Here is a 23,703-nt window from a genome sequence, read left to right on the forward strand (position 1 = left end):
ACTTTTATCTTTTACCCAAAGAAAAAAGATGATGGGAGAATGTACAATGAACTCAAATTATGATGTTATTGTGGTAGGGGCAGGACCCGCTGGGATTTTTACTTGCTATGAGCTAACGTTAAAATTACCGGAAGCAACTATTTTATTAATCGATAAAGGACACGATATCTATCGACGTAATTGTCCGATTCTTCAGAAAAAAATTGAAAAATGTCCGCCTGCGGTTGGCAAAAAAGAGTTTGCTGGCTGTTTGCCTGCTTGTTCTATCACAAATGGTTTCGGTGGAGCCGGCGCATATTCAGATGGAAAATTTAATATCACAAGTGAATTTGGAGGCTGGATGACGGATTATCTGTCTGAATCACAGGTGGTAGATTTAATTAAATACGTGGATGAAATTAATTTAAAACACGGAGCAACCGATACGATTACGGATCCGTTAACTGATAAAGTTCGTGAAATTGAAAAACGCGGATACGCAGCAGGATTAAAGCTATTGCGTGCCCAAGTGCGTCATTTAGGAACAGAGCAAAATTTAGAAATTTTAAAAAGCATTTATGAATATTTAAAAGAAAAAATTGATATGCAGTATAAAACGGAAGTAGCCGATTTAATAACAGAAAAAGAAGATGGTCAGCATATCGTGCGCGGTATTGAATTGAAAAATGGTGAAAGAATTACGGCTGATAAAGTGGTGGTTTCACCAGGTCGAGACGGCTCGAAGTGGATGAGCGACTTACTAAAAAAACGTCGTTTGAAAATGATTAACAATCAAGTGGACATCGGCGTTCGAGTAGAAACATCCAACGTTGTTATGGAAGAAATCAACAAGCACTTGTACGAAGGGAAATTCATTTACAATACGTCCGTAGGTACAAGAGTTAGAACGTTTTGCAGCAATCCTTCAGGACATGTGGTAGTAGAGAATCATTCAGGTATTATGTTAGCAAATGGACACGCATACAAAGATCCGAAGCTTGGAAGTCAAAATACGAACTTTGCGCTGCTTGTTTCTCATAAATTTTCGGATCCATTTGATCAGCCGAACGAATATGCGCACGAAGTATCAAGATTAGCTAATATGCTGTCAAACGGGGGCTTAGTTGTTCAAAAGTATGGAGATATTTTAAAGGGCCGCCGTTCAACAGCGAATCGAATTAAAGAAGGCTTTTTAGAACCAACGTTAAAAGAAGCTGTACCGGGTGACTTAGGCTTAGTGCTTCCTTACAATACGATGAAAAGCTTAATTGAAATGACAGAAGCACTGGATCATGTAACGCCTGGGTTAGCATCTGAACATACGCTGTTTTACGGTGTGGAAGCGAAATTTTACTCAGCCCGTCCGAAGTTAAATGATAAGTTTGAAACTGAAATTTCCGGTTTATACGTGGGAGGAGACGGAGCTGGTATTACGCGAGGACTCGCGCAGGCAAGTGCGTGCGGTGTGTGGGTAGCGCGTGACATTGTTGAAAAATTAAAGAATCGCAAAGCAAGTTCTGAACCTGTTACTGTATAAAAAAAGAGGCCGTCACGGCCTCTTTTTTTATATGTGTTAAATAACGAGAGGGAATAAGTAAAAAGTAAAGAACTTGTACCGTTCCAACTCCGATAGTTTTATATGATAATTACCCGCTCCTTTTTTAAAAGATAGTAGGAAATCTATACTTCTATCTTGAGCAGAATTAAGTAGAATAAAGGGAATTGATAATGTCGATTTCTTCGCATCAATAAAGTCAGTGAAATTTTAAGGAGTGTATATCAAGCAGTACAAGGATAAAATCAACAGTTGGAAAGAGTTATTTTTTTGATAAGTAAAATATTTATGGAAGCAGTAAAGTACATGGATGTCAGAATAATTATACATATTTATGAATGATATTAATGAGAAGAAAGTTCACTTTATAAACTATTTTTTGAATTAATTTTTTATTCATTAGATTGTAAGTCTTGTTAAATAGGTGTTTTTAGTTTATTGAAATATGATGTAAATATTTTAAAATATAACAATTCTCAACTTTTTACGATAAAATCATGCATTATTTTTGAATAAAAACTTGACAGAAACATATAAAATGAATTTTAATTAAAGTAACAATTATTATCATGCAAAAATATTAAAGAAAATTATTTGCTTAATCTCTTTTGTTTTATAAGAGAACGGAGGACCCATATTTGTGCGTAATGTACTTGGGGTGAATCTTGAATGAATCAAGTAGGGTAACTCACATACCCGAATCCGACAGCTAACTCCGTAAGCATTCAGTGAGGGAATAACAGGTCTATGAAACCATGATATTCTCATGGTTTTTTGTATAGCTAAAAATATTCCTAAACTATTAATCTGAAAATTTTTAATATATTGTATATTTTGAGTGTTATCGCCCTCAATGCATGGTAAAATAAGTATGGTAGTTAGAATCATTCTAATATAATTTATTTACGGGAGGTAAATCTATGAAGCTATCGACAAAGATTATTATCGCGCTAATTGCTGGTGCTATTGTAGGAGTGTTAATCAATGCTTTTGCTCCAAGTGCTTTTGCTCCGCTGGACAAGTACTTGTTTACACCGCTTGGCCAAATTTTCTTAAGCTTAATTAAAATGCTTGTTGTACCAATTGTGTTTTTCTCTATCACGTTAGGTGTAGCAGGTTTAGGAGATCCTAAAAAATTAGGAAGAATCGGGGCAAAAACAGTTTCCTACTTCCTAGTGACAACAACCGTTGCAATTATTATCGGTTTAATTTTAGCGTATGCAATTAAACCGGGTACATTTGGATCTTTTGATACACAAAACGCTTCTTTTGAAGCTGAAAAAGCACCACCTGTTGGAGAGACATTCTTAAATATGATTCCAGTCAATCCAATTCAAGCGATGGCTGAAGGGAATATGCTTCAACTTATCGTTTTCTCTATCTTTATCGGTTTTGGTATCACGATGCTTGGAAGTAAAACAAAAGGACTTTACAATTTACTTGAGCAAGGAAATGAATTGATGATGTACCTTGTGAATCTAGTGATGAAGTTTGCTCCGTACGGAACATTTGGGCTTCTTGCAACCGCGGTTGGAAGTCAAGGCTGGCAGGCAATTAAAGCGATGGGGCTATACATGATTGTAGTCGTGCTCGCGCTGTTCATCCATTCAATCGTAACATATGGGGGATCAGTCGCTCTTATGGCCAGACGTAACCCTATTGAATTTTTTAAGGGGTTTGCTCCTGCGATGACAGTTGGATTCAGTACATCAAGCAGTAATGCAACGCTTCCGATTTCAATGAATGTGGCGCAAAAAAATCTTCGTGTCCCCGAGTCTATCAGCAGTTTTGTTCAGCCATTAGGTGCAACTATTAACATGGATGGAACGGCAATTATGCAAGGTGTAGCGACTATTTTTATTGCGCAAGTATACGGGGTTGATCTGTCGTTGGGCGCTCTTGTGACGGTTGTGTTGACAGCGGTGCTTGCTAGTATTGGTACAGCAGGCGTGCCGGGAGTTGGTCTTATTATGCTAGCGATGGTACTGAGTTCGGTTGGCCTGCCTGTAGCAGGTATCGGATTAATTATCGGAATTGATCGCTTGCTTGATATGCTTCGTACGTCTGTAAATATTACAGGAGACGCTGCGTGTGCCGTTATTGTGGCTGAGTCAGAAGCAAAGCGTATCGATAAATCTGTAACGCAATCAGCTTAATATGTGTAAAAGCTCTAGCTATATGCTAGGGCTTTTTTTATTGGCAAGAAACTCTTCTTTTCAGCATACAGTTTAATAAGAGTGTGTGTTTGAAAGGAGAGTGCGGAAATGAATAAAACCCATGTGATAAAGCCGCTGCTCGACGACGACTACCCAGTTATTTCATATGGAAAAGGAATTTATTTGTACGACCAAGATGGAAAAAAGTACATAGATGCTTCGTCAGGGGCAGTTACAGCAAGTATCGGACACGGCGTAAAAGAAATTATTGATGCGATGACGGATCAGGCACAGAAAGTTGCGTTTGTATATCGGTCGCAGTTTACAAGCGATCCGACGGAAGCCTTAGCTAAGAAACTATGTGAATTAAGCAGCAATCATTTCCAGTGGAGCTTTTTTGTTAACAGCGGGACAGAAGCGACTGAAACGGCTATGAAAACAGCCATTCAGCATTTTCAAGAGCAAGGAAAGCCAACCAAAACAAAGGTTTTGTCACGCTGGATGAGCTATCACGGTATTACAATAGGAGCGCTGTCTATGTCAGGGCACGTTGGAAGACGAAAACGTTTCTCGTCTTTGCTTGAAGATTATCCTTCGGTTTCACCTCCTTATTGCTATCGATGTCCGTTTCATCAAACCTATCCATCCTGTAATCTTGCTTGTGCACACGAATTGGAAACAGTTATCAAACGAACCGGCCCTGAACATATTGCTGCTTTTATTACAGAGCCCATTGTAGGAGCTGCCGGAGCAGCTCTCACACCTCCACCCGGTTATTATGAAGTGATAAGAGAAATTTGTGATAAATATGATGTGTTATGGATAGCCGATGAAGTCATGACTGGAGTTGGGCGTACAGGCGTGATGTTTGCATATGAGCACTGGGGAGCTAAACCAGACATCATGACGCTTGGAAAAGGAGTGGGAGCAGGATATACACCGATAGCCGTTACGTTAGCTAGCAGCAAAACGATTGAACCTATCATGAACGGATCCAAATTAATTATGAGCGGCCATACGCTAAGCGCTAATCCGCTGTCAGCCGCTGTAGGGCTAGCTGTCTTAGCCTATATTGAAAAGAACGATCTTGTTCAACAAGTAGCGCTGAAAGGAGACTATTTAGTAAAAAAATTGAAGGAGCTTCAACTTCTTTACCCTACCATTGGTGATATTCGTGGCAAAGGCTTACTAGTTGGTCTTGAGCTTGTACAAAATCCAAAAACGAAGGAGCCTTTTTCATCCTCCGAAAATATGACGGCGCGCGTAATAAGTAAAGCCCATAAAAATGGTCTTCTCCTTTATCCTTCACAAGCAGGAACAGATGGAGTAGAAGGAGACGGTATTATTATTGCGCCACCATTTACGATTACTCATCGCCAACTTGATGAAGCGGTCGTGTTGCTTTCGAAAACATTGTATGAAGTACAAAATGAAAAACAGGGAGATGAGGTGAAATAAGTGACAAAGGTCGAAAACTCATTTCAAAAGATTACAACTGTGGAACAAGCAATTGAATACGTGGATCATGCTGCTACGCTGATGATAGGAGGGTTTGGAGGCGTAGGCAGTCCGCCTTCTCTCATTGACGGTCTTATTGAAAGCGAAAAATCAAATTTCACACTGATATGTAATGATTCAGGCTTTCCTCATATTGGTGCGGGAAAATTAGTAAGTCAAGGAAGAATTCAAAAACTGATCGCTTCTCACATTGGATCGAATCCCGTGGCTGGAACGCTTATGACAGAAGAAAAGCTGAAAGTTGAGTTTTCTCCTCAAGGAACGCTTGCTGAACGGATTCGAGCGGGGGGAGTTGGACTTGGAGGAGTACTGATTGATGTAGGAATAGAAAATGACATTATTCAATTTGGAAAAGAAAAAGTGGAAGTAGACGGCAAGACATTTTTAGTTGAAAAACCGCTCACAGCCGACGTGGCTTTTGTATATGCAAAAAAAGCAGATCCATTCGGCAACTTGCTCTATGATAAAAGCGCTCGAAACACTAATCCATTAATGGCTATGGCAGGTCGTATAACTATTGCTGAAGTGGAGGAAATCGTTCCTCTTGGCGACATTGACCCAGAGAATGTGATGACGTCAGGCGTATTTGTGGATTATATTGTGCCTTCAAAAGGAGTGAATTGGAAATGGGTTTGGGAATAGATATTCGTCATCGTATTGCAAGACGTGCTGCGGCTGAAATCAAAAACGGCATGATTGTTAACTTAGGGATTGGCATTCCTTCTCTTATTCCTAATTATGTACCAAGCGCTGTTCATGTGATGTTTCATGCTGAAAACGGAATTTTAGGGTTAGGATCTTCGCCTCCTTTAGGTGAAGAAGATGAGAATGTCTGCAATGCAGCAGGCTATCCAACAACTACTGTTCAAGGGGCTTCATACTGTGATAGTGCTACAGCCTTCGCGATGATTCGAAAAGGATACGTCGATATGACCATTCTTGGTGCGTTAGAAGTGAGTGAAAAAGGGGATTTAGCTAATTGGATTGTGCCAGGTAAGCGAGTTCCTGGGATGGGAGGAGCGATGGAATTAGCTCAAAAAGCGAAAAAAGTCATTGTGCTAATGAATCATACGAGCAAGACAGGAGAACCAAAACTGGTCAAGACATGCTCTTTACCTCTTACTGCTTCGGGCTGCGTGGGATTAGTTATTACGGATCGGGCGGTTTTTAAAGTAGAAAAAGATGCGCTTCTTCTAACCGAGTTAATGTCTCCTTATACCGTAGAGGATATTTTGAGTTCAACAGAAGCGACAGTTCGCCTGAGTGATCAATTGATTACGATACCATAAGGAGGACCATTACATGAACATACAGCAATCTATTCATAACTGGATGACAGAGCATCGTCAAAGTGCAGTGCGTTTACTCAAGCGTTTCGTAGAAGAAGCAAGCGTACAGGGTTCTGAAAAGCATGCGCAGGCAATTGTCATTGAACGCCTTCGACAGCTGCAGTTAGATATTGATATATGGGAACCAGACGAAAAAACACTTCGTACCCATGAAGCTTTTGCCTCCAACCGTTCTAGTTTCCGAGATAGCCCGAATGTGGTAGGCGTGTTAAAAGGAAAAGGTGGGGGAAAATCCATCATTTTAAACGGACATATTGATGTTGTGCCTCCCGGCGATCTTTCACAATGGAAGGAAGACCCTTATACGGCCGTTGTAAAAGATGGAAACTTATATGGGCGCGGTGCAACGGATATGAAAGGAGGAAATGTGTCGTTACTTTTAGCGATTCAAGCATTAAAAGAGCTAGGTATTTCATTAAAAGGAGATGTTATTTTTCAAAGCGTAGTAGAAGAGGAAAGTGGAGGGGCAGGAACACTTTCCTGCGTGCTTAGAGGGTATAAAGCAGATGGTGCCATTATTCCAGAACCAACCAACATGAAGATCTTTCCTAAACAGCAAGGCTCGATGTGGTTTCGCGTGACCGTACATGGAGTAGCAGCACATGGAGGGACTCGGTATGAAGGCGTGAGTGCCATTGAAAAAGCAGCTGTTGTGCTTAAACATATTGAGGGTCTTGAAAAAGAGAGAAACAGCCGAATTACAGACCCGCTCTATAATAAAATTCCCATTCCCGTGCCCATTAATATCGGAAATATACAAGGAGGAACGTGGCCTTCTTCAGTTGCTGATCAAGTAGTATTAGAAGGCAGGATAGGAGTTGCTCCGCATGAAAAAATGAAAAATGTCAGAGCGGAAATGAAATCGTGGCTTGAACTTTTGCCTCAGTGTGATGAGTGGTTTGCTGAGCATCCTGTCGACTTGGAATGGTTTGGGGCCCACTGGCTTCCTGGTGAAATTGAATTAGAGCATCCGCTTATGACCTCTCTTTCGTCCTCTTTTTATCAAGTGAAACAGAAACAGCCGATCATTGAAGCATCTCCTTGGGGAACGGACGGAGGGATATTGTCACAAGTTGGAGATATTCCAACAGTTGTGTTTGGACCAGGAGTAACAGAAGTAGCCCACTTTCCGAATGAGTATATTTGTATTCAAACGATGCTTAATGCAGCAGAAATTATTGCGCTCACCGTAGCAGACTGGTGCAGTATTGCGGACTAAGCTAAAAAGGGAGAGGATACAAACAAATGGCGAAACAAGAAACTATTTGTCAACCAACCTTTGCTATGACTCTTTTTTTAGATGAATGTAACAAGCGTCTGAGAATGGATGATTACCGGGGAAATGTGAACGATATTTACAGCTATATATATAAAGAAATTGATAAGAAAACGTACGAAAAGTGGATTATAAAAGCACGTACTGAACATCTGCTGGACTGGATAAGCTTGGGATTTTCTTTAGAAGCAACTGTTCCCTACTATTTTAACGGAAGCGACGCGTATCTTTTATGCTACTATACGTCTCAATCCCGCCGAGACAGCGGGGAGACGTTAAAAGAAACAGAGCTGCTTCAAGATGTGTTGAATTTGCCGACATCTGATTATTCTTCTTTATCGAATCAACTGATCATGCGCCGAGCCATTTCATCTGACGCTAAACAACTTTCTCAGCTCTACCGTCAAATCTTCACAGTGTATCCTACTCCCCTCTACGAAGAAGAGTATCTCTCTAATTTGCTTCAAGAAGATAGCTTGTTTTATATCATCGTTGACAAGAACGATATCGTTAGCGCTGCTTCTGCTGAAATTGACTATGTCTATCACAATGCTGAACTAACGGATTGTGCGACTCTCCCTGCTTACCGAAAGTATGGATTCATGAAGCATTTATTAAACGCACTAGAGGCGGAGCTAAAACAGCGGCATATTTTTTGTGCATATACAATAGCGAGAGCGCTTTCATTTGGGATGAATGCCGCCTTTCAGCAGCTTGGCTATACCTATACGGGAAGGTTAACGAATAATTGTTACATTTATAAATCGTTAGAAGATATGAACGTATGGGTGAAGGATCTGTCAAAAAGTAAAGGGTGAGAAATAATTAACCAATTTATGGGCTGTAACATATAACAATAGTAAATCTTCATAAAGGAGCGATTGTATGTTATATGATTTATATAAGCCGTCCCGACACTGGAAAGATATTGAGTTATGGAAAGATGTTCCTGAAGAAAAATGGAATGACTGGATTTGGCAATTAACAAACACAATTCGAACATTAGATGATTTAAAAAAGGTTATTAACTTAACTCCTGAGGAAGAAGAAGGAGTACGCATTTCAACCAAAACCATTCCGCTCAATATTACGCCTTACTATGCATCTTTGATGAATCCAGATGATCCTCGCTGCCCCGTCCGTATGCAGTCTGTTCCGGTTGGCAAAGAACTTCATAAAACAAAATATGATCTAGAAGATCCCCTAGATGAAGACGAAGATTCTCCAGTGCCAGGATTGACTCATCGCTATCCTGATCGCGTTTTGTTCTTAGTTACCAATCAATGCTCCATGTACTGCAGATACTGCACTCGAAGAAGGTTTTCAGGACAAATTGGAATGGGCGTTCCAAAAAAGCAGTTAGATGCTGCGATTGCTTATATCGCCAAAACACCTGAAGTACGAGATGTACTCATTTCAGGCGGTGATGGCTTGCTGATTAATGACAACATTTTAGAATATATTTTGAAAAATTTAAGAGCTATTCCCCACGTGGAAATTATTCGAATTGGCACCAGAGCACCCGTTGTGTTTCCACAGCGAATAACGGAAAATTTATGTGCCATTTTAAGAAAATATCATCCAGTGTGGTTAAATACTCACTTTAATACATCCATTGAAATTACGGAAGAGACAAAAAAAGCATGTGAAATGCTTGTCGATGCAGGCGTTCCAGTTGGCAATCAAGCGGTTATTTTAGCTGGGATTAATGACAGCGTAGCTATCATGAAAAAGCTTATGCACGATTTAGTAAAAATACGCGTTCGTCCTTACTATATTTATCAATGTGATTTATCAGAAGGAATTGGGCATTTCCGAGCACCTGTTTCCAAAGGGCTTGAAATTATGGAAGGGCTGCGAGGTCATACGTCTGGCTACGCTGTTCCAACGTTTGTTATTGATGCGCCAGGAGGTGGAGGAAAGATTGCCGTTCAGCCAAACTATATTATTAGTCAAAGCGCAAGTAAAGTTGTTCTGCGAAACTTTGAAGGCGTGATTACGACGTATCCGGAGCCAGAAAGCTATGTGCCTGGGCGTGCAGATGATTATTTTCGAGCTGTTTATCCAGAATCGGATGCTAAAGATTCTTCCATCGGCATCTCGGGTCTTATGAATGATGCTCAATTCAACCTTGTACCGGAAGGGTTAGGGAGAGTAAAAAGACGTAAAACATATGAAAGTGACAGTGCTCACGAAAGCCTAAAAGACAAACGTGAAAAAAGAGATGAATTAAAAGATAAAAAGTTTAAAGCTCAATTGAAAAAAGACGGTAAAAGCGACGATGCTCCATCATCTTAAGGAGGTCCTGTAATATGACTGTTCAATGCGCATGGTGCGAAGAAGAAAAAGCGGTAGAAACAACCAATACCGCATACTGGGAATTGCCAGATGGAACGAGAAGTATCGAAATTACTCATATGCCATGTATCAGCTGTTCAGGTTGCGGGATGTCATATCAAGAAGAAGAGATCATAGAAGAAGTGGAAACACAGCTGCTTCTTGTCGATACAAAAAAACTTGATGAATCCATTCGGTATGATGAGCTATTAAAAGTGCCAAGATTATTAAAGCGCAACTACTTTAAATTCTAAAAATCCGCCCCTTATTTTGTAAGGGGCGGATTTTCTTATTGATAAGCCTTTGTTCCAGCAGTACGTAGGCTGTATGCGTGCTTTAAAGCTACTGTAACAGGACGAACAGTTGGAAGTTCGACTTCGTCTATTTTCGAAACGGGCAAAAGACCAACAGACGTGCTCGTAATAAAAACTTCATCAGCGTCTTTTAAAAAGGAAGGAGTCATATTTTGTTCTCGGATTTGAATGGCTTGTTCCTGCGCACATTCCAGTACGTTAGCGCGCGTAATACCGGATAGAATTTTTCTTGTGGCAGGAGTCGTGAACAAGACGTTGTCTTTTATCGCAAATACATTGCTGCTCGACCCTTCGGTTATGTATCCGTCTTTTACTAAAATAGCTTCTTTGCACCCTTTAGAAGCCGCAGCTTGTTTGGCCAGAAGGTTAGGAAGTAGGTTCAATGATTTGATATAGCAATTAGCCCATCGTTCGTCTTCCAATAGAAGAGTGGAGATGCCTTTTTCATAGGCTTCTTCAGGTGTTTGGCGAGGATGGCGTATTGTGAGTGCTAATTGTGCAGGTACATCAGGAAATAAATGATTTCGAGGAGCAATCCCGCGCGTAACTTGAATATAAATATCAGCGTCTTTTAACGTTGATTTTTCCATTCCTTGACGAATGATGTCCTTTAGTTCCTGTCTTGAAACCGGCAGTTCAATAAAGATTGCCTTTGCACTTCTTTCTAAGCGGTCTAAGTGACGTTCAATCGAAAACGGAACTCCTTTGTATACACGAATAAATTCATAAACACCGTCTCCAAACTGGTGACCGCGTTCATCAATTGGAATAACAGCCTCGTTAATATCTCTAAACTCTCCAGCATAATATGCTAATTCCATCTTGAAAAACTCCCTTCCTTTAGATATTAAAACGTTAACATAAAATTCAGCAAAATGAAATTATTTACTTGGTTTCTCTAAAGAAAATGAAAAAAGTCATACTCCTTTAGGAGTATGACTTTTATGAAAACGTACGTTTGAATGCTAATGAAAATTTCTGAATGGCTTTTTTAGGTGTAACAAACTGAACGATGAGCTTGGTACCGGTGATGAACCAATCGACAATACGGCTGCCAAGAAGCATCGTTACTAAAATGGACAGTGCGATTAAGACGATAATACCCCATGATGTTGGCTCTAGACTTTTTGAGAAGTCAGTTGTAAAGAACCATTTTAAAATGAAGCCGTGCAATAAATACACGTATAGTGATCGCTGTCCAATGCTTGTTAAAGCAAAACCGCGCGTTGGAATTAAAGCCATAAAGGCAAAAGATACAAGAAAAGCAATTCCATAGTGAGAAACGCGCATTAAAAATTCGGCCACATTGTCGTACGTGTTCGTTCCATACAGCATATCTGTGTAAGCCGTGTCGTCTAAGAAAGAATAGCTTCCAATTAATGTAACTAGTAATACGATGGATGCAATGATTCGATTTCGCGCTGTCAAAAGATTTGTAAAAGGCTCTTGTCGCTGTGACAAATAGTAGCCTAAAAGGAAAAACGGGAAGAAGACAAACATCCTGCTAATGCTTAGAATTTTATCAAATCCGTCAATATCAATGAAGCCCATTGCAAGTCCAAGCGAAATAGAGACAGTTAAGCTAATCCACATTGGGAATTTTGCAAAGAAAGGAAGCATTAATTTCCAAAAAATTAAGCTCAGTAGAAACCACATTGCCCATCTAGGAACCAAATATTGAAGCGTGTACGTTTCATCTGTATAAAGCACACTATAATAAAGAGTATAGATCGTTTGGAAAGCTAAGTAAGGAAGAGCCACCTTTGTAAATATTTTTTTGTAATATCCTTTTTTATGGAAATTTTTCGAGAAATAACCTGCTAGTAAAATAAAGACAGGCATATGGAAAATAAAGATAAAGTGATAAATGGACAGCATTCCGCTGCTATCTGTTCGGTACGGAGAAATCATGTGCCCAAATACAACTAAAAAAATTAATACGAATTTAGCATTATCAAAGTAAGCATTTCGAGTATTCATAGTATTATTTTTCCTCAACATATGCTGATGTAAACCTCCCACCAACAAGATTTATTTAAATGGCGATTATTGTTAGAATAACCTTTCACTACGGAATTAAAACATGAATTCTTCTTTTTTGCAATTACATAAAGGCTTGAGAAACCTGTCGAATCAACGCTTTTGTTATAAAAACGATGTGTTTTTGTTACAAATGTCTTTTTGAAAAAAGAAAAATATTGATATAACAATATTTATTCGTTACGCTAATAGTGAAATTTGTTTTGCAACTGTAACATGAATTTAATATTTTTTGTCCAGTAAAACACTCATATTGCAGTGTTCGACATCTACATATCACAGAAGAAAGTTGTAGATTTCTTGAAAAAATGATAGAAAAGATACACATACCGCTGGAGGGGGAGTACGATGAAATCCTTTTATCACTATATAATGAAATTCCGATCAAATAAAAAACATGATCGAATGGGAGAGTTTGCGCGAAGTGCTTATGATGATCACAGCTTCCCGAAATCTTCAACAGACTATGACGAACTGAGTTCTTATTTAGAGCTCAACGGACATTATTTATCAAGTATGACCGTATTTGATGAAGCATGGGAGCTTTATCAAAATAATGCGTGAGAAAATAAAAAGAGGCTAGAACAACAGTATTTTAGTTGAAGGAAGATCCGAACGATTCATCGTTCGGATCTTTTTATTTTCCTTAGCCTGTACAATAAGCAGAAAAAAATGATAGAGGGCAATAGATAATAAAGGCTTGGTTCTAAAGATGTTATACTTCCCCTTTTTTAGTTACTGCATATAATATTGTAACTTTTCAGTAGGTGTATGTTTACTAAGGAGGTGCGACGATGGCAGGGAAGAAAAAACCTAAATACGGAATTGGTGAAACAGTCGTTGTAACAATATACGGGACCGTTGGCACTATTACCGATATAAAAGTGATGGATGGGATTTTTGTATACGAAATCAACCATAGTGAAGGTCTTTTTTTAGAAGATACAATTGAACTTCTAGAAGAATATGAAGGTCAAATATTAGTACAGGAAAGAGTAGAGCTTGAATATAAATTTTTCTTCGGCGATATCGTCCAGGTTTTTAATTATGGAAAAGAGTTATTTAAAATCATTGGTATTCGAACAGAAATATGGCGTTATAAAGAGGATTCATGGGAAGATATTGTCTATGAATTGTCACGTGTAACAGATGGAGAATGGCTTGAGGCTAGTGAAGAAGAACTCATTCTCGTAACTCCTCATGAGGAAACAGAAAATTACGCTCAAAGTGTTGATATGTTGTATTTAGGTAAAGAAATTAAAAAGACGGAGTTGCTACCAAAGATGAAAAAACAAAACGGTTCTGAAAAAGAAGAAGTGAGGTTAACTAAAGAAAAGCATGAGATTATAAACGGTCTTTTAGATGTGTACAATGATTATAAATTTTTGTATGAGCTTTTTGAAGATGAAGAATACGCTGAAGTCATGAACTTAGTGCTGAAACATTTAAAAAAGATAGCAAAATCCGAACAAGGAAAATAGCAGGTAGATGCCTAATAAATAAAAGATAGCCGAGATAGATCATCACATCTCTCTTAGCTATCTTTTATTGTGTATACGGCGATGGTAATGAAAAAAGAATGGGTATAATTACCTTTCTATTTAAACTGCTGAAATTTTAGACATACTATTGCCAAATTGTTCATAAATGTGTATAAGGTAAAACTTCAAGCAGAAGATGGAGTGAACCTATTTTTAAGAAAAATAAGGTACGCTAATCCGTTCAAACGGGATAAGGAGTGATATTGTGAAAGAAATCGAAGTGGTCATTGATACGGAAGAAATTGCGGAGTTCTTTTACAATGAACTAGTCAAGCGAGGCTATGTTCCCGCTGAAGAAGAGCTAGGCGAATTAGCGGATATAACTTTTGATTATCTCATTGATAAATGTATTATTGATGAGCAAGATGAAGAATAAAAAGATAGATACATCTGTAACGACGGGGAAACTCGTCGTTTTGTTTATGAGACAGCGGTTATGAAAAAGGATTAGCAGCTTTTATAGCGGATTGCACTTTTATATGATGCTGAAGGGGAATTTTTTTAACTGAAGAAGCGGGAATAGAGTCAAGAAGAGAAAATATGCTTTCGTCTTCAAACCATTCTTCTTTTCTTAAAAAAAGATGTACGCGGTCTCCCCAGCTCATAGTTAAAGTCGGGCTATAGAGCTTTTTGGAATGAGTTCTGTCATTTGTAAATATATCTGAATTATAATCGCTTCGAGACCCTGTATGAGGGTGTTTAAGGCTAAAGGTATAAATAGCATCATGCAAGTTTGAATAAAAAAGAAGAACGTATAGGGTTTTTCCCACTTCAATCCGTCTTATCACAGACTCAAAATGGTACACTTTCGTTCCACATAAATCAATTTTATTACCTGAATAATAGGGAAAGACGATTTGAGTCATACCGAGAAAATTTTGAGTGTGAAACTGCCAAGAGTGAAGAACATTACGCTGAAACTCTTTTTTAAAGAGAACATTTTTTTCGATATGATACTGTTCGTTCACAATCAGGGCTATTGATAAGAGCGTTTTGTTTCTATGCTGCCAAAAGTCATTCCAAACAGCTTTCATAAAAGAAGATATGTGAAAGGCGGGGAGTAAATGAAACAGATTGCTGTTTTGCTCTTTGCTTTTTTCATAGAGTAACAGCTGAGCGTAAGCATCATGAAATATCGCTGAGTTGGAATGTTCTAAAAACAAGAAGTATGCGTGCTGTTTCTCTGATGAAAGCAGGGATTTTATTAAGGTAGTGGAGAGATCTGTCATATAATAGCCGCCGTTTCGTGAAACTAAGTGTGCTAAAAGAGCCCAGTGAATTTCAGGGTGTTTTTGATAATAGTCCAAATAAGCTTGTGTACGTGTAACATTGTTTTGATTAGCTTTTTTCACTTTTCTTCGAATTTCTTTAATCCATTTTACATCTTCTCCAATAAAAGAGAGCGGGAGAATAGCAGGAGGTTTGTGCTGCATCATCTGCTGCAGACGAAGAACATCCTCCAATCTAATGAGGGGATTTGTGTCAGTAGAAGTCATGTTAAGCCTCCTTTGAAACGTTTAACTATTTTAAAAAAGGGTAAGGGACTTTTTGAAACCTTTATAACATTTCGTACGTATAAAGGGTAACAAATGTTAAGAAAAGAGGTTTTCTTTATGTTCAGAAAAATATTTGAATCATTAACTGGATCTAAACATCGCCGCTACAGCAGCAGTGATCGACACTACCGACGTCCACGCCACTACAGCAGCAGTGATCATCATCACAGACGTCCGCGTCACCATAGCAGCAGTAGCGATTATAAACGAAGCAAATATTATGACAGCCACAGTCATTCAAAATATGGTCATCACCATTACAAGCGTAAACGCAAAAGCGGAAGCTTCTTCTCAAGCTTTTTCTCAAGTTGATTTGGAATGAAAAATCGAATGTTCAAACACTTTCATCGCTGGCTAGTTGACCGTCCTTTTAAAAAAGGAACAGTCATTTGTGAGCGCTATGAAATCATAAATGTACTGGGAATGGGGAGCTATGGTATAACATATGTTGCTAGTGACATTGTGCAACAAAAAGAGGTAGTAATAAAGCAACTCCGCAAAACGAAGCAGCGCACGCCTCAGGGGCTGAAGTCTTTTCATTATGAAGCAAAACTGCTGTCTCAACTAGATCATCCTCAAATTCCTTCGCTGTATGAAGCTGTTGAAATAGATGAAGGGTGTTTTCTAGTGATGGAGTTGATTCAAGGAAAAACGTTTGAAGATTTAATTTTTGAAGAGAAGCGCGTATATACAGAAGAAAAAGCGCTTGACATTTTACTTGATATTCTAAAAGTAGTTTCCGTTATTCATGAGCAAGGAATCGTTCACCGTGATCTTCGTATTCCAAACATTATTGATGTTAACGGGACCATTTATGTTATTGACTTTGGTCTTGCAAGATTTTTGGGAGCTCATGAAGAAACAAGCAGCCTTATAGAAGAACAGCAGTTTACGAGACAAACATCGGTTGCAAGCGATATCTATGCGCTTGGTCATTTTCTTTTATTTTTATTGTATTCTGGTTATGAGCCGACGGATAAACAAGAAAAAAGCTGGGAACAAGAGCTAAGCTTGTCGGCGCCCATTAAAACCATCATTCAAAAAATGCTGAGAGCAGATGAAGCGTATGAAAGTATTAAAAGTTTACAAAAAGACATTGATGACTATATAAATAGTAAGAACTCGGGGAGGGAAAAGCATGGCGCTATTTAATAAAGCGTTAGCCCGCATTGGAATTGGTGCAGCGCGAGTGGATGCTAAGCTTGTCAATGATGAATTTCGTGCTGGTGAAACGATTGAAGGGATTGTTGAAGTGTACGGCGGAAATGTTGAGCAGAAAATTGACAGCATCTATCTGCGTCTATTCACAACCTATGTAAAAGAAAGAGACGATAAAAAATACAAGCAGGACATTGAACTTAATACGTTTAAGATTAACGACCCGTTTACGATCCAACCATCTGAAACCAAGTCTATTCCTTTTACCTTTCAGCTACCTGATGATACGCCTGTTACATTAGGGAGAACCCGAGTGTGGGTGGCGACGAGCCTCGATATTAAAGATGCGGTTGATCCGTCGGATATTGATCATGTAAAAGTGCTCCCTAACCTTATGGTAACAAGCACAATTGAAGCGATGGAACAGCTTGGCTTTCGCTTGCGTCAAGTCGAGTGCGAAGAAGCTCCTCGCAGGATGAGAAAAAGACTTCCTTTTGTTCAAGAATTTGAATTTGTTCCAAGCGGTGGAGTGTACGCTGGGAAAGTAGATGAAATTGAAATCATCGTGCAGCCGAGCGGCTTACATGACTACGATTTATTTATAGAAGTAGATCGACGGGCCAGAGGATTTGGCGGGTTTTTATCTGAAATGCTGGATGCAGATGAGTCGCTCGTTCATGTTCATGTTTCTGAAAAAGAAATTCCTCAGTTAAAAAATAGATTAACCAATATTATTTCACGCTATAGCTAACGTGCATAGCTCTCCTTTATTTTTCGTATATTAAAGACAGTAAAAAGAAAGGAGAGAGGTATATGCCGCAATCAAAACAAACGAAAAAAATAAATGCAAAAGAGGAATTTTCGGCTGAATTTGTCGTTCATCAAGCTCCCAAGCCGGAAGACTATATTCAGCCAAAACGTGTGAATAAGTAAAGCATGTAGCACGCTACATGCTTTTTCTTTTAATAGGTTGGAGGAAATAAAAAATGGTAAATCGCACTACAAAATATTCTCTATTTATTGTATCGCTTTTAGCTTTCTTTTTACTCATTTTATTTACGTTTAATACACCTTGGGTGAAACAGCTTGACTTTAATGTACTTCATACCATTGAAGGATGGAGGACGGATACGTTAACACCCATCATCATATTTATAACAACTGTAGGATCTTGGTATGTCACTGCGCCAATATGGTTTGCCATTATAGTATTTCTTCTTTATAAACGAAAAGGATTGCTCGCTTTATATATCACGCTTGTTTTTTGGGGAGTTCGCGCTTTAAATTGGGGATTGAAGGAGATTTTTGCAAGACCAAGACCTGATTGGAGTCAAGTCGTTCCCGCCTCTCACTATAGTTTTCCGAGCGGACATGCCATGAACTCGATGGCGTTTTACAGCGGAGTGCTTTTGTTAATATGGATGTATACAAGAAGCAGGGCTATTAAAACGGCAGCTGCATGCGTAATTGCTATTATTATTTTATTAATTGGATTTAGCCGTTTGTATTTAGGCGTACACTTTTTAACGGATATACTAGCAGGATATTGTGTAGGACTTGCTTGGTCATTAGGAGTCTACCTCCTTTCTAAGCGCCTATATAACCAAAAATAGGAGCAATGGTTACATTTTTTTCGTTAATATTTCATTTTGTTTAAGTAGGTCTATTGATTCATCCATTCAAAAACAACTAATGATAAAATGGGAAACAAATATTTTATGTACATGTTTAATAAGGAGAAACTAGTAATTTCGACAAAAAACGTTTTGATTCGATAAAGGGTTTTCGGATTTTATCACTAATTATATAAGAATACATGACGTAAAAGAGTAAATACTTGCTTTTGGGTGGAGGGAAGAATGTTGAGTGTGTGGACCACAATAAAAAAACAATTTAATATTAGCACAGAATATGATGTAACCATTATGCAAACAGAAGAAAAAGGCGAAAAGCGCGGATATAAGCCTGTCCATCGTCTAACGATTACAGCATTCGATCATCAAGACGCTGCAACACAAGTATTTCAGATGTTTAATATTGCTGATAATTTGCCAAAAGATTGTGATGCGAGATTTATTAGCACAGGCGATATTTTGTTAATTGATGAAGGTACTCGAGGGAAATATTACTACAAGCTATGGACAGACGGATGGCAAAAAGTGAATCGCCTGCATGTACGTTAAACATAAGGTAAAAGCGACCTATCTGGCCGCTTTTTATTTATATGTTGACTCTTAGTAATCACGAGTATGATGACCAGGGCCATTTTTTCGGTTTGTTGCTGAATATTCATCTCCATGGGCTTCATGTTCTGCTATAATTGCTTCTTTTGGAATGTGATTATTCTTTTTAGGCGAATTAATTCGGTTGCGATGTTTTTTCCCCATACATATCACCTCAGCTAAAGTTAGTAAATCCCTTGCGCTATTAGCGTACCCTTATATAAAAAGACATACTACGCCATTTTTTGGGCAGTATGTCTTTTTATTTTTGATGCATAATGTTAGAAGTAAATAGACATGCAAGGGATACAATATGGTATAGTGAAAGCGTAAGATTTTTTACATATAGGAGGTACGAAATGAGCGTACATATTGGGGCAAAACAAGGTGATATTGCAGAAACGATTTTACTTCCAGGTGATCCACTTCGTGCAAAATACATTGCAGAAACGTTTTTAGAAGACGTAACGTGCTATAACGAAGTGCGCGGTATGCTTGGATTTACAGGAACATATAAAGGAAAGCGCGTTTCTGTTCAAGGAACGGGAATGGGTGTACCATCGATTGCTATTTATGTAAATGAACTAATGAATGAATATGGTGTTCAAAACCTAATTCGCGTGGGTACATGCGGAGCAATCCAAAAAGATGTAAAAGTACGTGACGTTATTTTAGCCATGTCTTCGTCAAGTGATTCACAAATGAACCGCGTTAAATTTGGTCCTATTGACTATGCACCGACAGCTAACTTTGATTTATTAAAGCGCGCTTACGATGCAGGTGTTGAAAAAGGCCTTCAGTTAAAAGTAGGAAGTGTATTTACATCTGATCAATTTTACAATGAAGACGGCCAGCTAGAAAAATTAGCAGCTCACGGCGTATTGGCAGTTGAAATGGAAACGACGGCTCTGTATACGCTAGCCGCTAAATACGGCCGTAATGCTTTGTCGGTTTTAACAGTAAGTGATCACATCTTCACTGGTGAAGAAACAACGTCAGAAGAACGTCAAATGACGTTCAACGATATGATTGTTGTTGCGCTTGAAGCAGCAATTAATGAATGAACATAATTTCATTTATTTGCTGAATGGAAGCGAAATGCTGCCGCGTAACAAATAAAAAGACGAGAAGCAATCAAGCTTCTCGTCTTTTTATTTGTGAAAATTAATTGTTTCCAAATAGGAAATTGTATGGTACGATTTGATACGTTAAAAACGGCCTCGATTTTCGTGAAAGTCGAAAATCGTATAAAAAATTCATAAGAGGTGATAAACCATCATGATGGCAAGTATTAAACAGCAGTGGTTTTCAAATGTTCGAGCAGACATTTTGTCAGGGATGACAGTTGCTCTTGCGCTTATTCCAGAAGCCCTTGCTTTTTCCATTATCGCCGGTGTCGATCCTATGGTTGGTCTGTATGCATCTTTTTGCATGGCAATTGTGATTGCTTTTACAGGTGGAAGACCAGCTATGATTTCAGCTGCAACAGGAGCAATGTCTTTATTGATGATTAACTTAGTCAAAGATCACGGCATTGAGTATTTATTTGCAGCTACTGTTTTAACCGGAATTATTCAAATTTTACTTGGTGTTTTGAAAGTAGGAAGGTTTTTATCGTTTCTTCCTCAAACAGTGATGATTGGCTTTGTAAATGCGCTCGGTATTTTGATTTTTACCGCACAGCTTCCGCATTTTGAAGGAGCAAATTGGATGATGTACGCCATGGTAGCCGGAACGCTGCTCATCGTCTACTTATTTCCGCTCATGACCAAGGCAATACCATCTCCGCTTGTTGCTATTGTCTTGATGACGATTGTAGCGATTGTCTTTCATTTAGATTTAAAAACGGTAGCAGATATGGGGAATATTACGCGTTCGCTGCCGGTTCTTCACTTTCCAAAGGTTGATTTATCAGTGGAGACACTGGTCATCATTTTACCTTATTCGCTTCCTTTGGCGATTGTAGGCCTACTTGAATCTATGCTAACGGCAACGGTGCTGGACGAAATTACAGATACGCCTTCGAATAAAAATAAAGAAGCGCGCGGTCAAGGCATTGCTAATATTGTAACAGGTTTCTTTGGAGGGATGGCTGGCTGTGCCATGATTGGACAATCTATGATTAATGTAAAATCAGGGGGACGTGGAAGGTTATCTACCTTAGTCGCCGGAGTCTTTTTATTGTTCTTAATTATGGTGCTTGGCGATGTCGTTAAACAAATTCCAATGGCTGCTCTTGTAGGCGTTATGTTTATGGTAGCTGCCGGTACATTTGATTGGCAGTCCCTTAAAGACTTAACGAAATATCCGCTATCGGATGCTATTGTAATGGTTGTTACGGTGGTTATCGTATTGTTTACACATAACTTAGCATTAGGAGTAATGGTAGGTATTGTTTTAAGTACGATTGTATTTGGCTGGAAGATGGCTAAAATCAAAACAACTTCACAAACAGAAGGCAATATGAAGCAATACAGGGTTTCAGGGCAATTATTTTTTGCTACCATCAGTTTCTTTATGGATGAATTTCAGTATGAAACAGACCCAGATACCATCATTATTGATTTTAGTTCTTCTCATATATGGGATCAATCGGCCGTGATCGGCATCTCAAAAATTATCGATAAGTATGAGCGATTGAATAAAAAGGTTATTGTAAAAGGATTAAATGAAGACAGTAAAAAAATCGTTAGGCAGATTGGCTTAACGTCGCTGTCGAACAAATAAAAGGTGTGCAGTAGCACACCTTTTTTACTTGTTTCGTTTTAGTAGCTGTATGAGCCAGGTGGAAAAAGAAGTTGTAGATGAAGGTGCGGATGTCTGTTTTAACAAAATAGCATAGGCTTTGCGACGATATTGGTAATCAAGCATGCATATCTACTCCTTTTAAAACAGATTTTGAAAGCGTTTTCTTTATTGTAGCATGCTTAATAGGGAGATAAAAGAAAAAAGAGAGACCATTGTCTCTCTTTAATCATTTCCAAACATATAGCGTTTGTGATGCCATGAGATTCCAAACATCAGACCCATTGCAAACATGTTCCCCATCAGTGAACTACCTCCATATGAAATAAAAGGAAGTGGAATTCCGGTAATAGGTAAGACTTGAATGGTCATACCGATATTTTGAAATACGTGGAACGTAAGCATTGAAATAACGCCTACACATAAGTAAGAATTGAATTCATTTTTTGTTTCAAGCCCTAGCTTGATCAAGTAATAAACGAGTACGAAGAAAAGACTAATAACAATGCTGGCGCCTATAAAGCCAAACTCTTCTCCAATAACCGCAAAAATAAAGTCGGTCTGTCCTTCTGGCAAATAGACAACTCCATTTCCGATCCCTTTACCGTTTACCATTCCTGACCCAATCGCATCTAACGATTTCTTTAAATGATAGCCCTCTCCCGAACTATACGACTCAGGATCAAGCCAAGAATAAATACGTCCAAATTGGTATTGCTTAACCCCTAAATACTTTTCTAATAAGTTAGGTGCATAAACAACAAGTCCCAAAATAACAGAACCAACCGCTGTAATACCTAAAAATGCAGGCGCGATGATTTTCCAGCTTACGCCTGAAACAAATACAAGTCCAACTGTGATTGCTAAGAACACAAGAGCGGTACCTAAATCAGGCTGCTGCATGATTAACAATAAAGGTAAAGCAAGTACAGCGCCTAGTTTACCAAGCAGTAAAAAGTCTTCTCTTACTGTTCGGATACGATATTTTTCATTGTGTTTAACAATGACCGTACTCAGTGTGATAATCAAAAACACTTTCATAAACTCTGATGGCTGCAACGAGAAGCCGGGAAGTGTGAACCAACTTTTTGCCCCGTTAATTTCTCTGGCAATACTTGAAGGAGCCACTAGTAAAAGAAGCAATAAAAAGTTCCCAAATCCATAAAAAACCCACGTTAGCTTTTGAAGCTGATCGGAGTCAAAACGCATGACAAATCCTATAATCACCATTCCAATAATATAAAAAACAACTTGTTGCGCTACGAAGTTCTTATCATACTGCCCAATTTTTTCAGCACTATGAATTGCCACGACGCTTACGCAAAACAATAGGAAGATTAGGAAAGCCAAATTCCAGTCAAATCTACTAACATTTCTTTGATTTTCACCCATATTATTCACCTGTCACTATTAAATCTCATTCTTTCTTTATGATAAAAGAAAAATGCTGTTTTTAGTGCAAAGTTGATTAATGAAGAGTCGCACTAACCTCACTTTGCAGTTTTTACTTTGAATATAGACTTGCTAAAAGTAAGAAAAGATATGTCGCAAGCTGCGTTACCATACAGCCTTTTATTATACATGAATTATTCTATAACATAAATAGGAGAAATGATAACAATTTCTTTTTTCTAAAAACTCTATTTATAAGGATTGATTCAATTCATCTTCTTTATCTCCTTAAAGGTTAATATGAAAACATATTATAGGAATTTATCTTTTTTTGCACGTGAAAAGATAAAGAAACATGTATATATATAACGAAAGAAAGGGGCAAATAGTTTCATATGAACGACTGAAAAATTCTAAACTGCAAGGACTAAATCTAGCAAGCTATACATATGAATAATAGTAAAGGTAAGAGAAAGTGTTCTACACTATCTTTTTCTACATGCAGACATTCAACTTCTTAGCTCCCTACAAGTAAACAGTCATAGTCTACTTTCTTACTGATGAA

The 23,703-nt window shown here is 38.4% G+C and carries 24 protein-coding genes and 1 riboswitch; of the genes, 19 read left to right on the forward strand and 5 right to left on the reverse strand.

Annotated elements, in window-relative coordinates; translation table 11 throughout:
- The first annotated feature begins 46 nt into the window (after positions 1-46).
- The 9 genes from AC1VNJ_RS04330 to AC1VNJ_RS04370 all read left to right on the forward strand — a co-directional run bounded on the left by AC1VNJ_RS04330 (position 47) and on the right by AC1VNJ_RS04370 (position 10,424).
- Entirely contained in the window at positions 47-1,516 is a 1,470-nt protein-coding gene (locus AC1VNJ_RS04330) for an NAD(P)/FAD-dependent oxidoreductase (protein ID WP_221783451.1), read from the forward strand.
- Between the two features lie 603 nt (positions 1,517-2,119).
- Positions 2,120-2,274: riboswitch (cyclic di-AMP (ydaO/yuaA leader) on the forward strand.
- Positions 2,275-2,454: 180 nt separating this feature from the next.
- Entirely contained in the window at positions 2,455-3,690 is a 1,236-nt protein-coding gene (locus AC1VNJ_RS04335) for a dicarboxylate/amino acid:cation symporter (protein ID WP_033579852.1), read from the forward strand.
- A gap of 108 nt (positions 3,691-3,798) precedes the next feature.
- Entirely contained in the window at positions 3,799-5,148 is a 1,350-nt protein-coding gene (locus AC1VNJ_RS04340) for an aspartate aminotransferase family protein (protein ID WP_482640344.1), read from the forward strand.
- The gene (locus AC1VNJ_RS04345) at positions 5,149-5,850 is read left to right on the forward strand and encodes a CoA transferase subunit A (RefSeq protein ID WP_028415119.1); all 702 of its coding nucleotides are present in this window, start codon (positions 5,149-5,151) and stop codon (positions 5,848-5,850) included.
- A complete protein-coding gene (locus tag AC1VNJ_RS04350; protein ID WP_029715086.1) occupies positions 5,835-6,497 on the forward strand; it encodes a 3-oxoacid CoA-transferase subunit B in 663 nt (220 codons plus the stop codon). The genes AC1VNJ_RS04345 and AC1VNJ_RS04350 overlap by 16 nt, the downstream gene beginning before the upstream one ends.
- Positions 6,498-6,510: 13 nt before the next feature.
- Complete coding sequence (locus AC1VNJ_RS04355; protein ID WP_482640345.1) at positions 6,511-7,776, forward strand: peptidase; 1,266 nt, start codon at positions 6,511-6,513, stop codon at positions 7,774-7,776.
- A 26-nt stretch (positions 7,777-7,802) separates the two neighbouring features.
- Positions 7,803-8,651, forward strand: a complete 849-nt coding sequence (gene ablB / locus AC1VNJ_RS04360; protein ID WP_482640346.1) for a putative beta-lysine N-acetyltransferase — start codon at positions 7,803-7,805, stop codon at positions 8,649-8,651.
- 67 nt (positions 8,652-8,718) lie between these two features.
- Positions 8,719-10,131, forward strand: coding sequence for a lysine 2,3-aminomutase (gene kamA / locus AC1VNJ_RS04365; RefSeq protein ID WP_482640347.1), 1,413 nt, complete (start codon positions 8,719-8,721; stop codon positions 10,129-10,131).
- 14 nt (positions 10,132-10,145) lie between these two features.
- On the forward strand, positions 10,146-10,424 hold the full coding sequence (locus AC1VNJ_RS04370) for a YokU family protein (RefSeq protein WP_013058725.1): 279 nt from the start codon (positions 10,146-10,148) through the stop codon (positions 10,422-10,424).
- A 35-nt stretch (positions 10,425-10,459) separates the two neighbouring features.
- On the opposite strand, the gene dat is transcribed toward AC1VNJ_RS04370, so the two are convergent.
- Both dat and AC1VNJ_RS04380 read right to left on the reverse strand, forming a co-directional pair.
- On the reverse strand, positions 10,460-11,305 hold the full coding sequence (gene dat, locus AC1VNJ_RS04375) for a D-amino-acid transaminase (RefSeq protein WP_028415114.1): 846 nt from the start codon (positions 11,303-11,305) through the stop codon (positions 10,460-10,462).
- Between the two features lie 121 nt (positions 11,306-11,426).
- Complete coding sequence (locus AC1VNJ_RS04380; RefSeq protein WP_013058723.1) at positions 11,427-12,464, reverse strand: acyltransferase family protein; 1,038 nt, start codon at positions 12,462-12,464, stop codon at positions 11,427-11,429.
- A gap of 408 nt (positions 12,465-12,872) precedes the next feature.
- Here AC1VNJ_RS04380 and AC1VNJ_RS04385 point away from each other — a divergent pair, with 408 nt between their 5' ends.
- The 3 genes from AC1VNJ_RS04385 (at position 12,873) to AC1VNJ_RS04395 (ending at position 14,441) form a co-directional block, all read left to right on the forward strand.
- The gene (locus AC1VNJ_RS04385; RefSeq protein WP_013058722.1) at positions 12,873-13,088 is read left to right on the forward strand and encodes a YozE family protein; all 216 of its coding nucleotides are present in this window, start codon (positions 12,873-12,875) and stop codon (positions 13,086-13,088) included.
- A 230-nt stretch (positions 13,089-13,318) separates the two neighbouring features.
- Positions 13,319-14,005, forward strand: a complete 687-nt coding sequence (locus AC1VNJ_RS04390; RefSeq protein WP_013058721.1) for a hypothetical protein — start codon at positions 13,319-13,321, stop codon at positions 14,003-14,005.
- Between the two features lie 265 nt (positions 14,006-14,270).
- Positions 14,271-14,441 carry a YozD family protein gene (locus tag AC1VNJ_RS04395; RefSeq protein ID WP_013058720.1) on the forward strand — a complete coding sequence of 57 codons (171 nt, stop codon included), beginning with the start codon at positions 14,271-14,273 and terminating at the stop codon, positions 14,439-14,441.
- A gap of 58 nt (positions 14,442-14,499) precedes the next feature.
- Here AC1VNJ_RS04395 and AC1VNJ_RS04400 read toward each other — a convergent pair whose 3' ends face one another.
- Entirely contained in the window at positions 14,500-15,561 is a 1,062-nt protein-coding gene (locus AC1VNJ_RS04400; RefSeq protein WP_033579858.1) for a DUF2515 family protein, read from the reverse strand.
- Positions 15,562-15,678: 117 nt separating this feature from the next.
- Between AC1VNJ_RS04400 and AC1VNJ_RS04405 the strand changes: the two genes are divergently transcribed.
- The 5 genes from AC1VNJ_RS04405 to AC1VNJ_RS04425 all read left to right on the forward strand — a co-directional run bounded on the left by AC1VNJ_RS04405 (position 15,679) and on the right by AC1VNJ_RS04425 (position 18,962).
- Positions 15,679-15,933: a hypothetical protein gene (locus AC1VNJ_RS04405; protein WP_080754470.1), complete on the forward strand. Its 255-nt coding sequence runs from the start codon at positions 15,679-15,681 to the stop codon at positions 15,931-15,933.
- A gap of 6 nt (positions 15,934-15,939) precedes the next feature.
- The gene (locus tag AC1VNJ_RS04410; RefSeq protein WP_482640348.1) at positions 15,940-16,773 is read left to right on the forward strand and encodes a serine/threonine protein kinase; all 834 of its coding nucleotides are present in this window, start codon (positions 15,940-15,942) and stop codon (positions 16,771-16,773) included.
- Positions 16,760-17,530 carry a sporulation protein gene (locus AC1VNJ_RS04415; protein WP_028415111.1) on the forward strand — a complete coding sequence of 257 codons (771 nt, stop codon included), beginning with the start codon at positions 16,760-16,762 and terminating at the stop codon, positions 17,528-17,530. The genes AC1VNJ_RS04410 and AC1VNJ_RS04415 overlap by 14 nt, the downstream gene beginning before the upstream one ends.
- Before the next feature lie 235 nt (positions 17,531-17,765).
- Positions 17,766-18,392 carry a phosphatase PAP2 family protein gene (locus AC1VNJ_RS04420; RefSeq protein WP_028415110.1) on the forward strand — a complete coding sequence of 209 codons (627 nt, stop codon included), beginning with the start codon at positions 17,766-17,768 and terminating at the stop codon, positions 18,390-18,392.
- Between the two features lie 246 nt (positions 18,393-18,638).
- Complete coding sequence (locus tag AC1VNJ_RS04425) at positions 18,639-18,962, forward strand: hypothetical protein (protein ID WP_013058713.1); 324 nt, start codon at positions 18,639-18,641, stop codon at positions 18,960-18,962.
- A 51-nt stretch (positions 18,963-19,013) separates the two neighbouring features.
- Here AC1VNJ_RS04425 and AC1VNJ_RS04430 read toward each other — a convergent pair whose 3' ends face one another.
- Entirely contained in the window at positions 19,014-19,166 is a 153-nt protein-coding gene (locus AC1VNJ_RS04430; protein ID WP_013058712.1) for a hypothetical protein, read from the reverse strand.
- 194 nt (positions 19,167-19,360) lie between these two features.
- On the opposite strand from AC1VNJ_RS04430, the gene deoD reads away from it, so the two are divergent.
- Together deoD and AC1VNJ_RS04440 are read left to right on the forward strand one after the other, a co-directional pair.
- Positions 19,361-20,065 carry a purine-nucleoside phosphorylase gene (deoD, locus tag AC1VNJ_RS04435; RefSeq protein WP_482640349.1) on the forward strand — a complete coding sequence of 235 codons (705 nt, stop codon included), beginning with the start codon at positions 19,361-19,363 and terminating at the stop codon, positions 20,063-20,065.
- 214 nt (positions 20,066-20,279) lie between these two features.
- Positions 20,280-21,728: a SulP family inorganic anion transporter gene (locus AC1VNJ_RS04440; protein ID WP_482640350.1), complete on the forward strand. Its 1,449-nt coding sequence runs from the start codon at positions 20,280-20,282 to the stop codon at positions 21,726-21,728.
- A 243-nt stretch (positions 21,729-21,971) separates the two neighbouring features.
- Here AC1VNJ_RS04440 and AC1VNJ_RS04445 read toward each other — a convergent pair whose 3' ends face one another.
- Positions 21,972-23,138: an FtsW/RodA/SpoVE family cell cycle protein gene (locus AC1VNJ_RS04445; protein ID WP_014458560.1), complete on the reverse strand. Its 1,167-nt coding sequence runs from the start codon at positions 23,136-23,138 to the stop codon at positions 21,972-21,974.
- Between the last annotated feature and the right edge of the window lie 565 nt (positions 23,139-23,703).

Source organism: Priestia sp. 3CA3 (assembly GCF_056836725.1).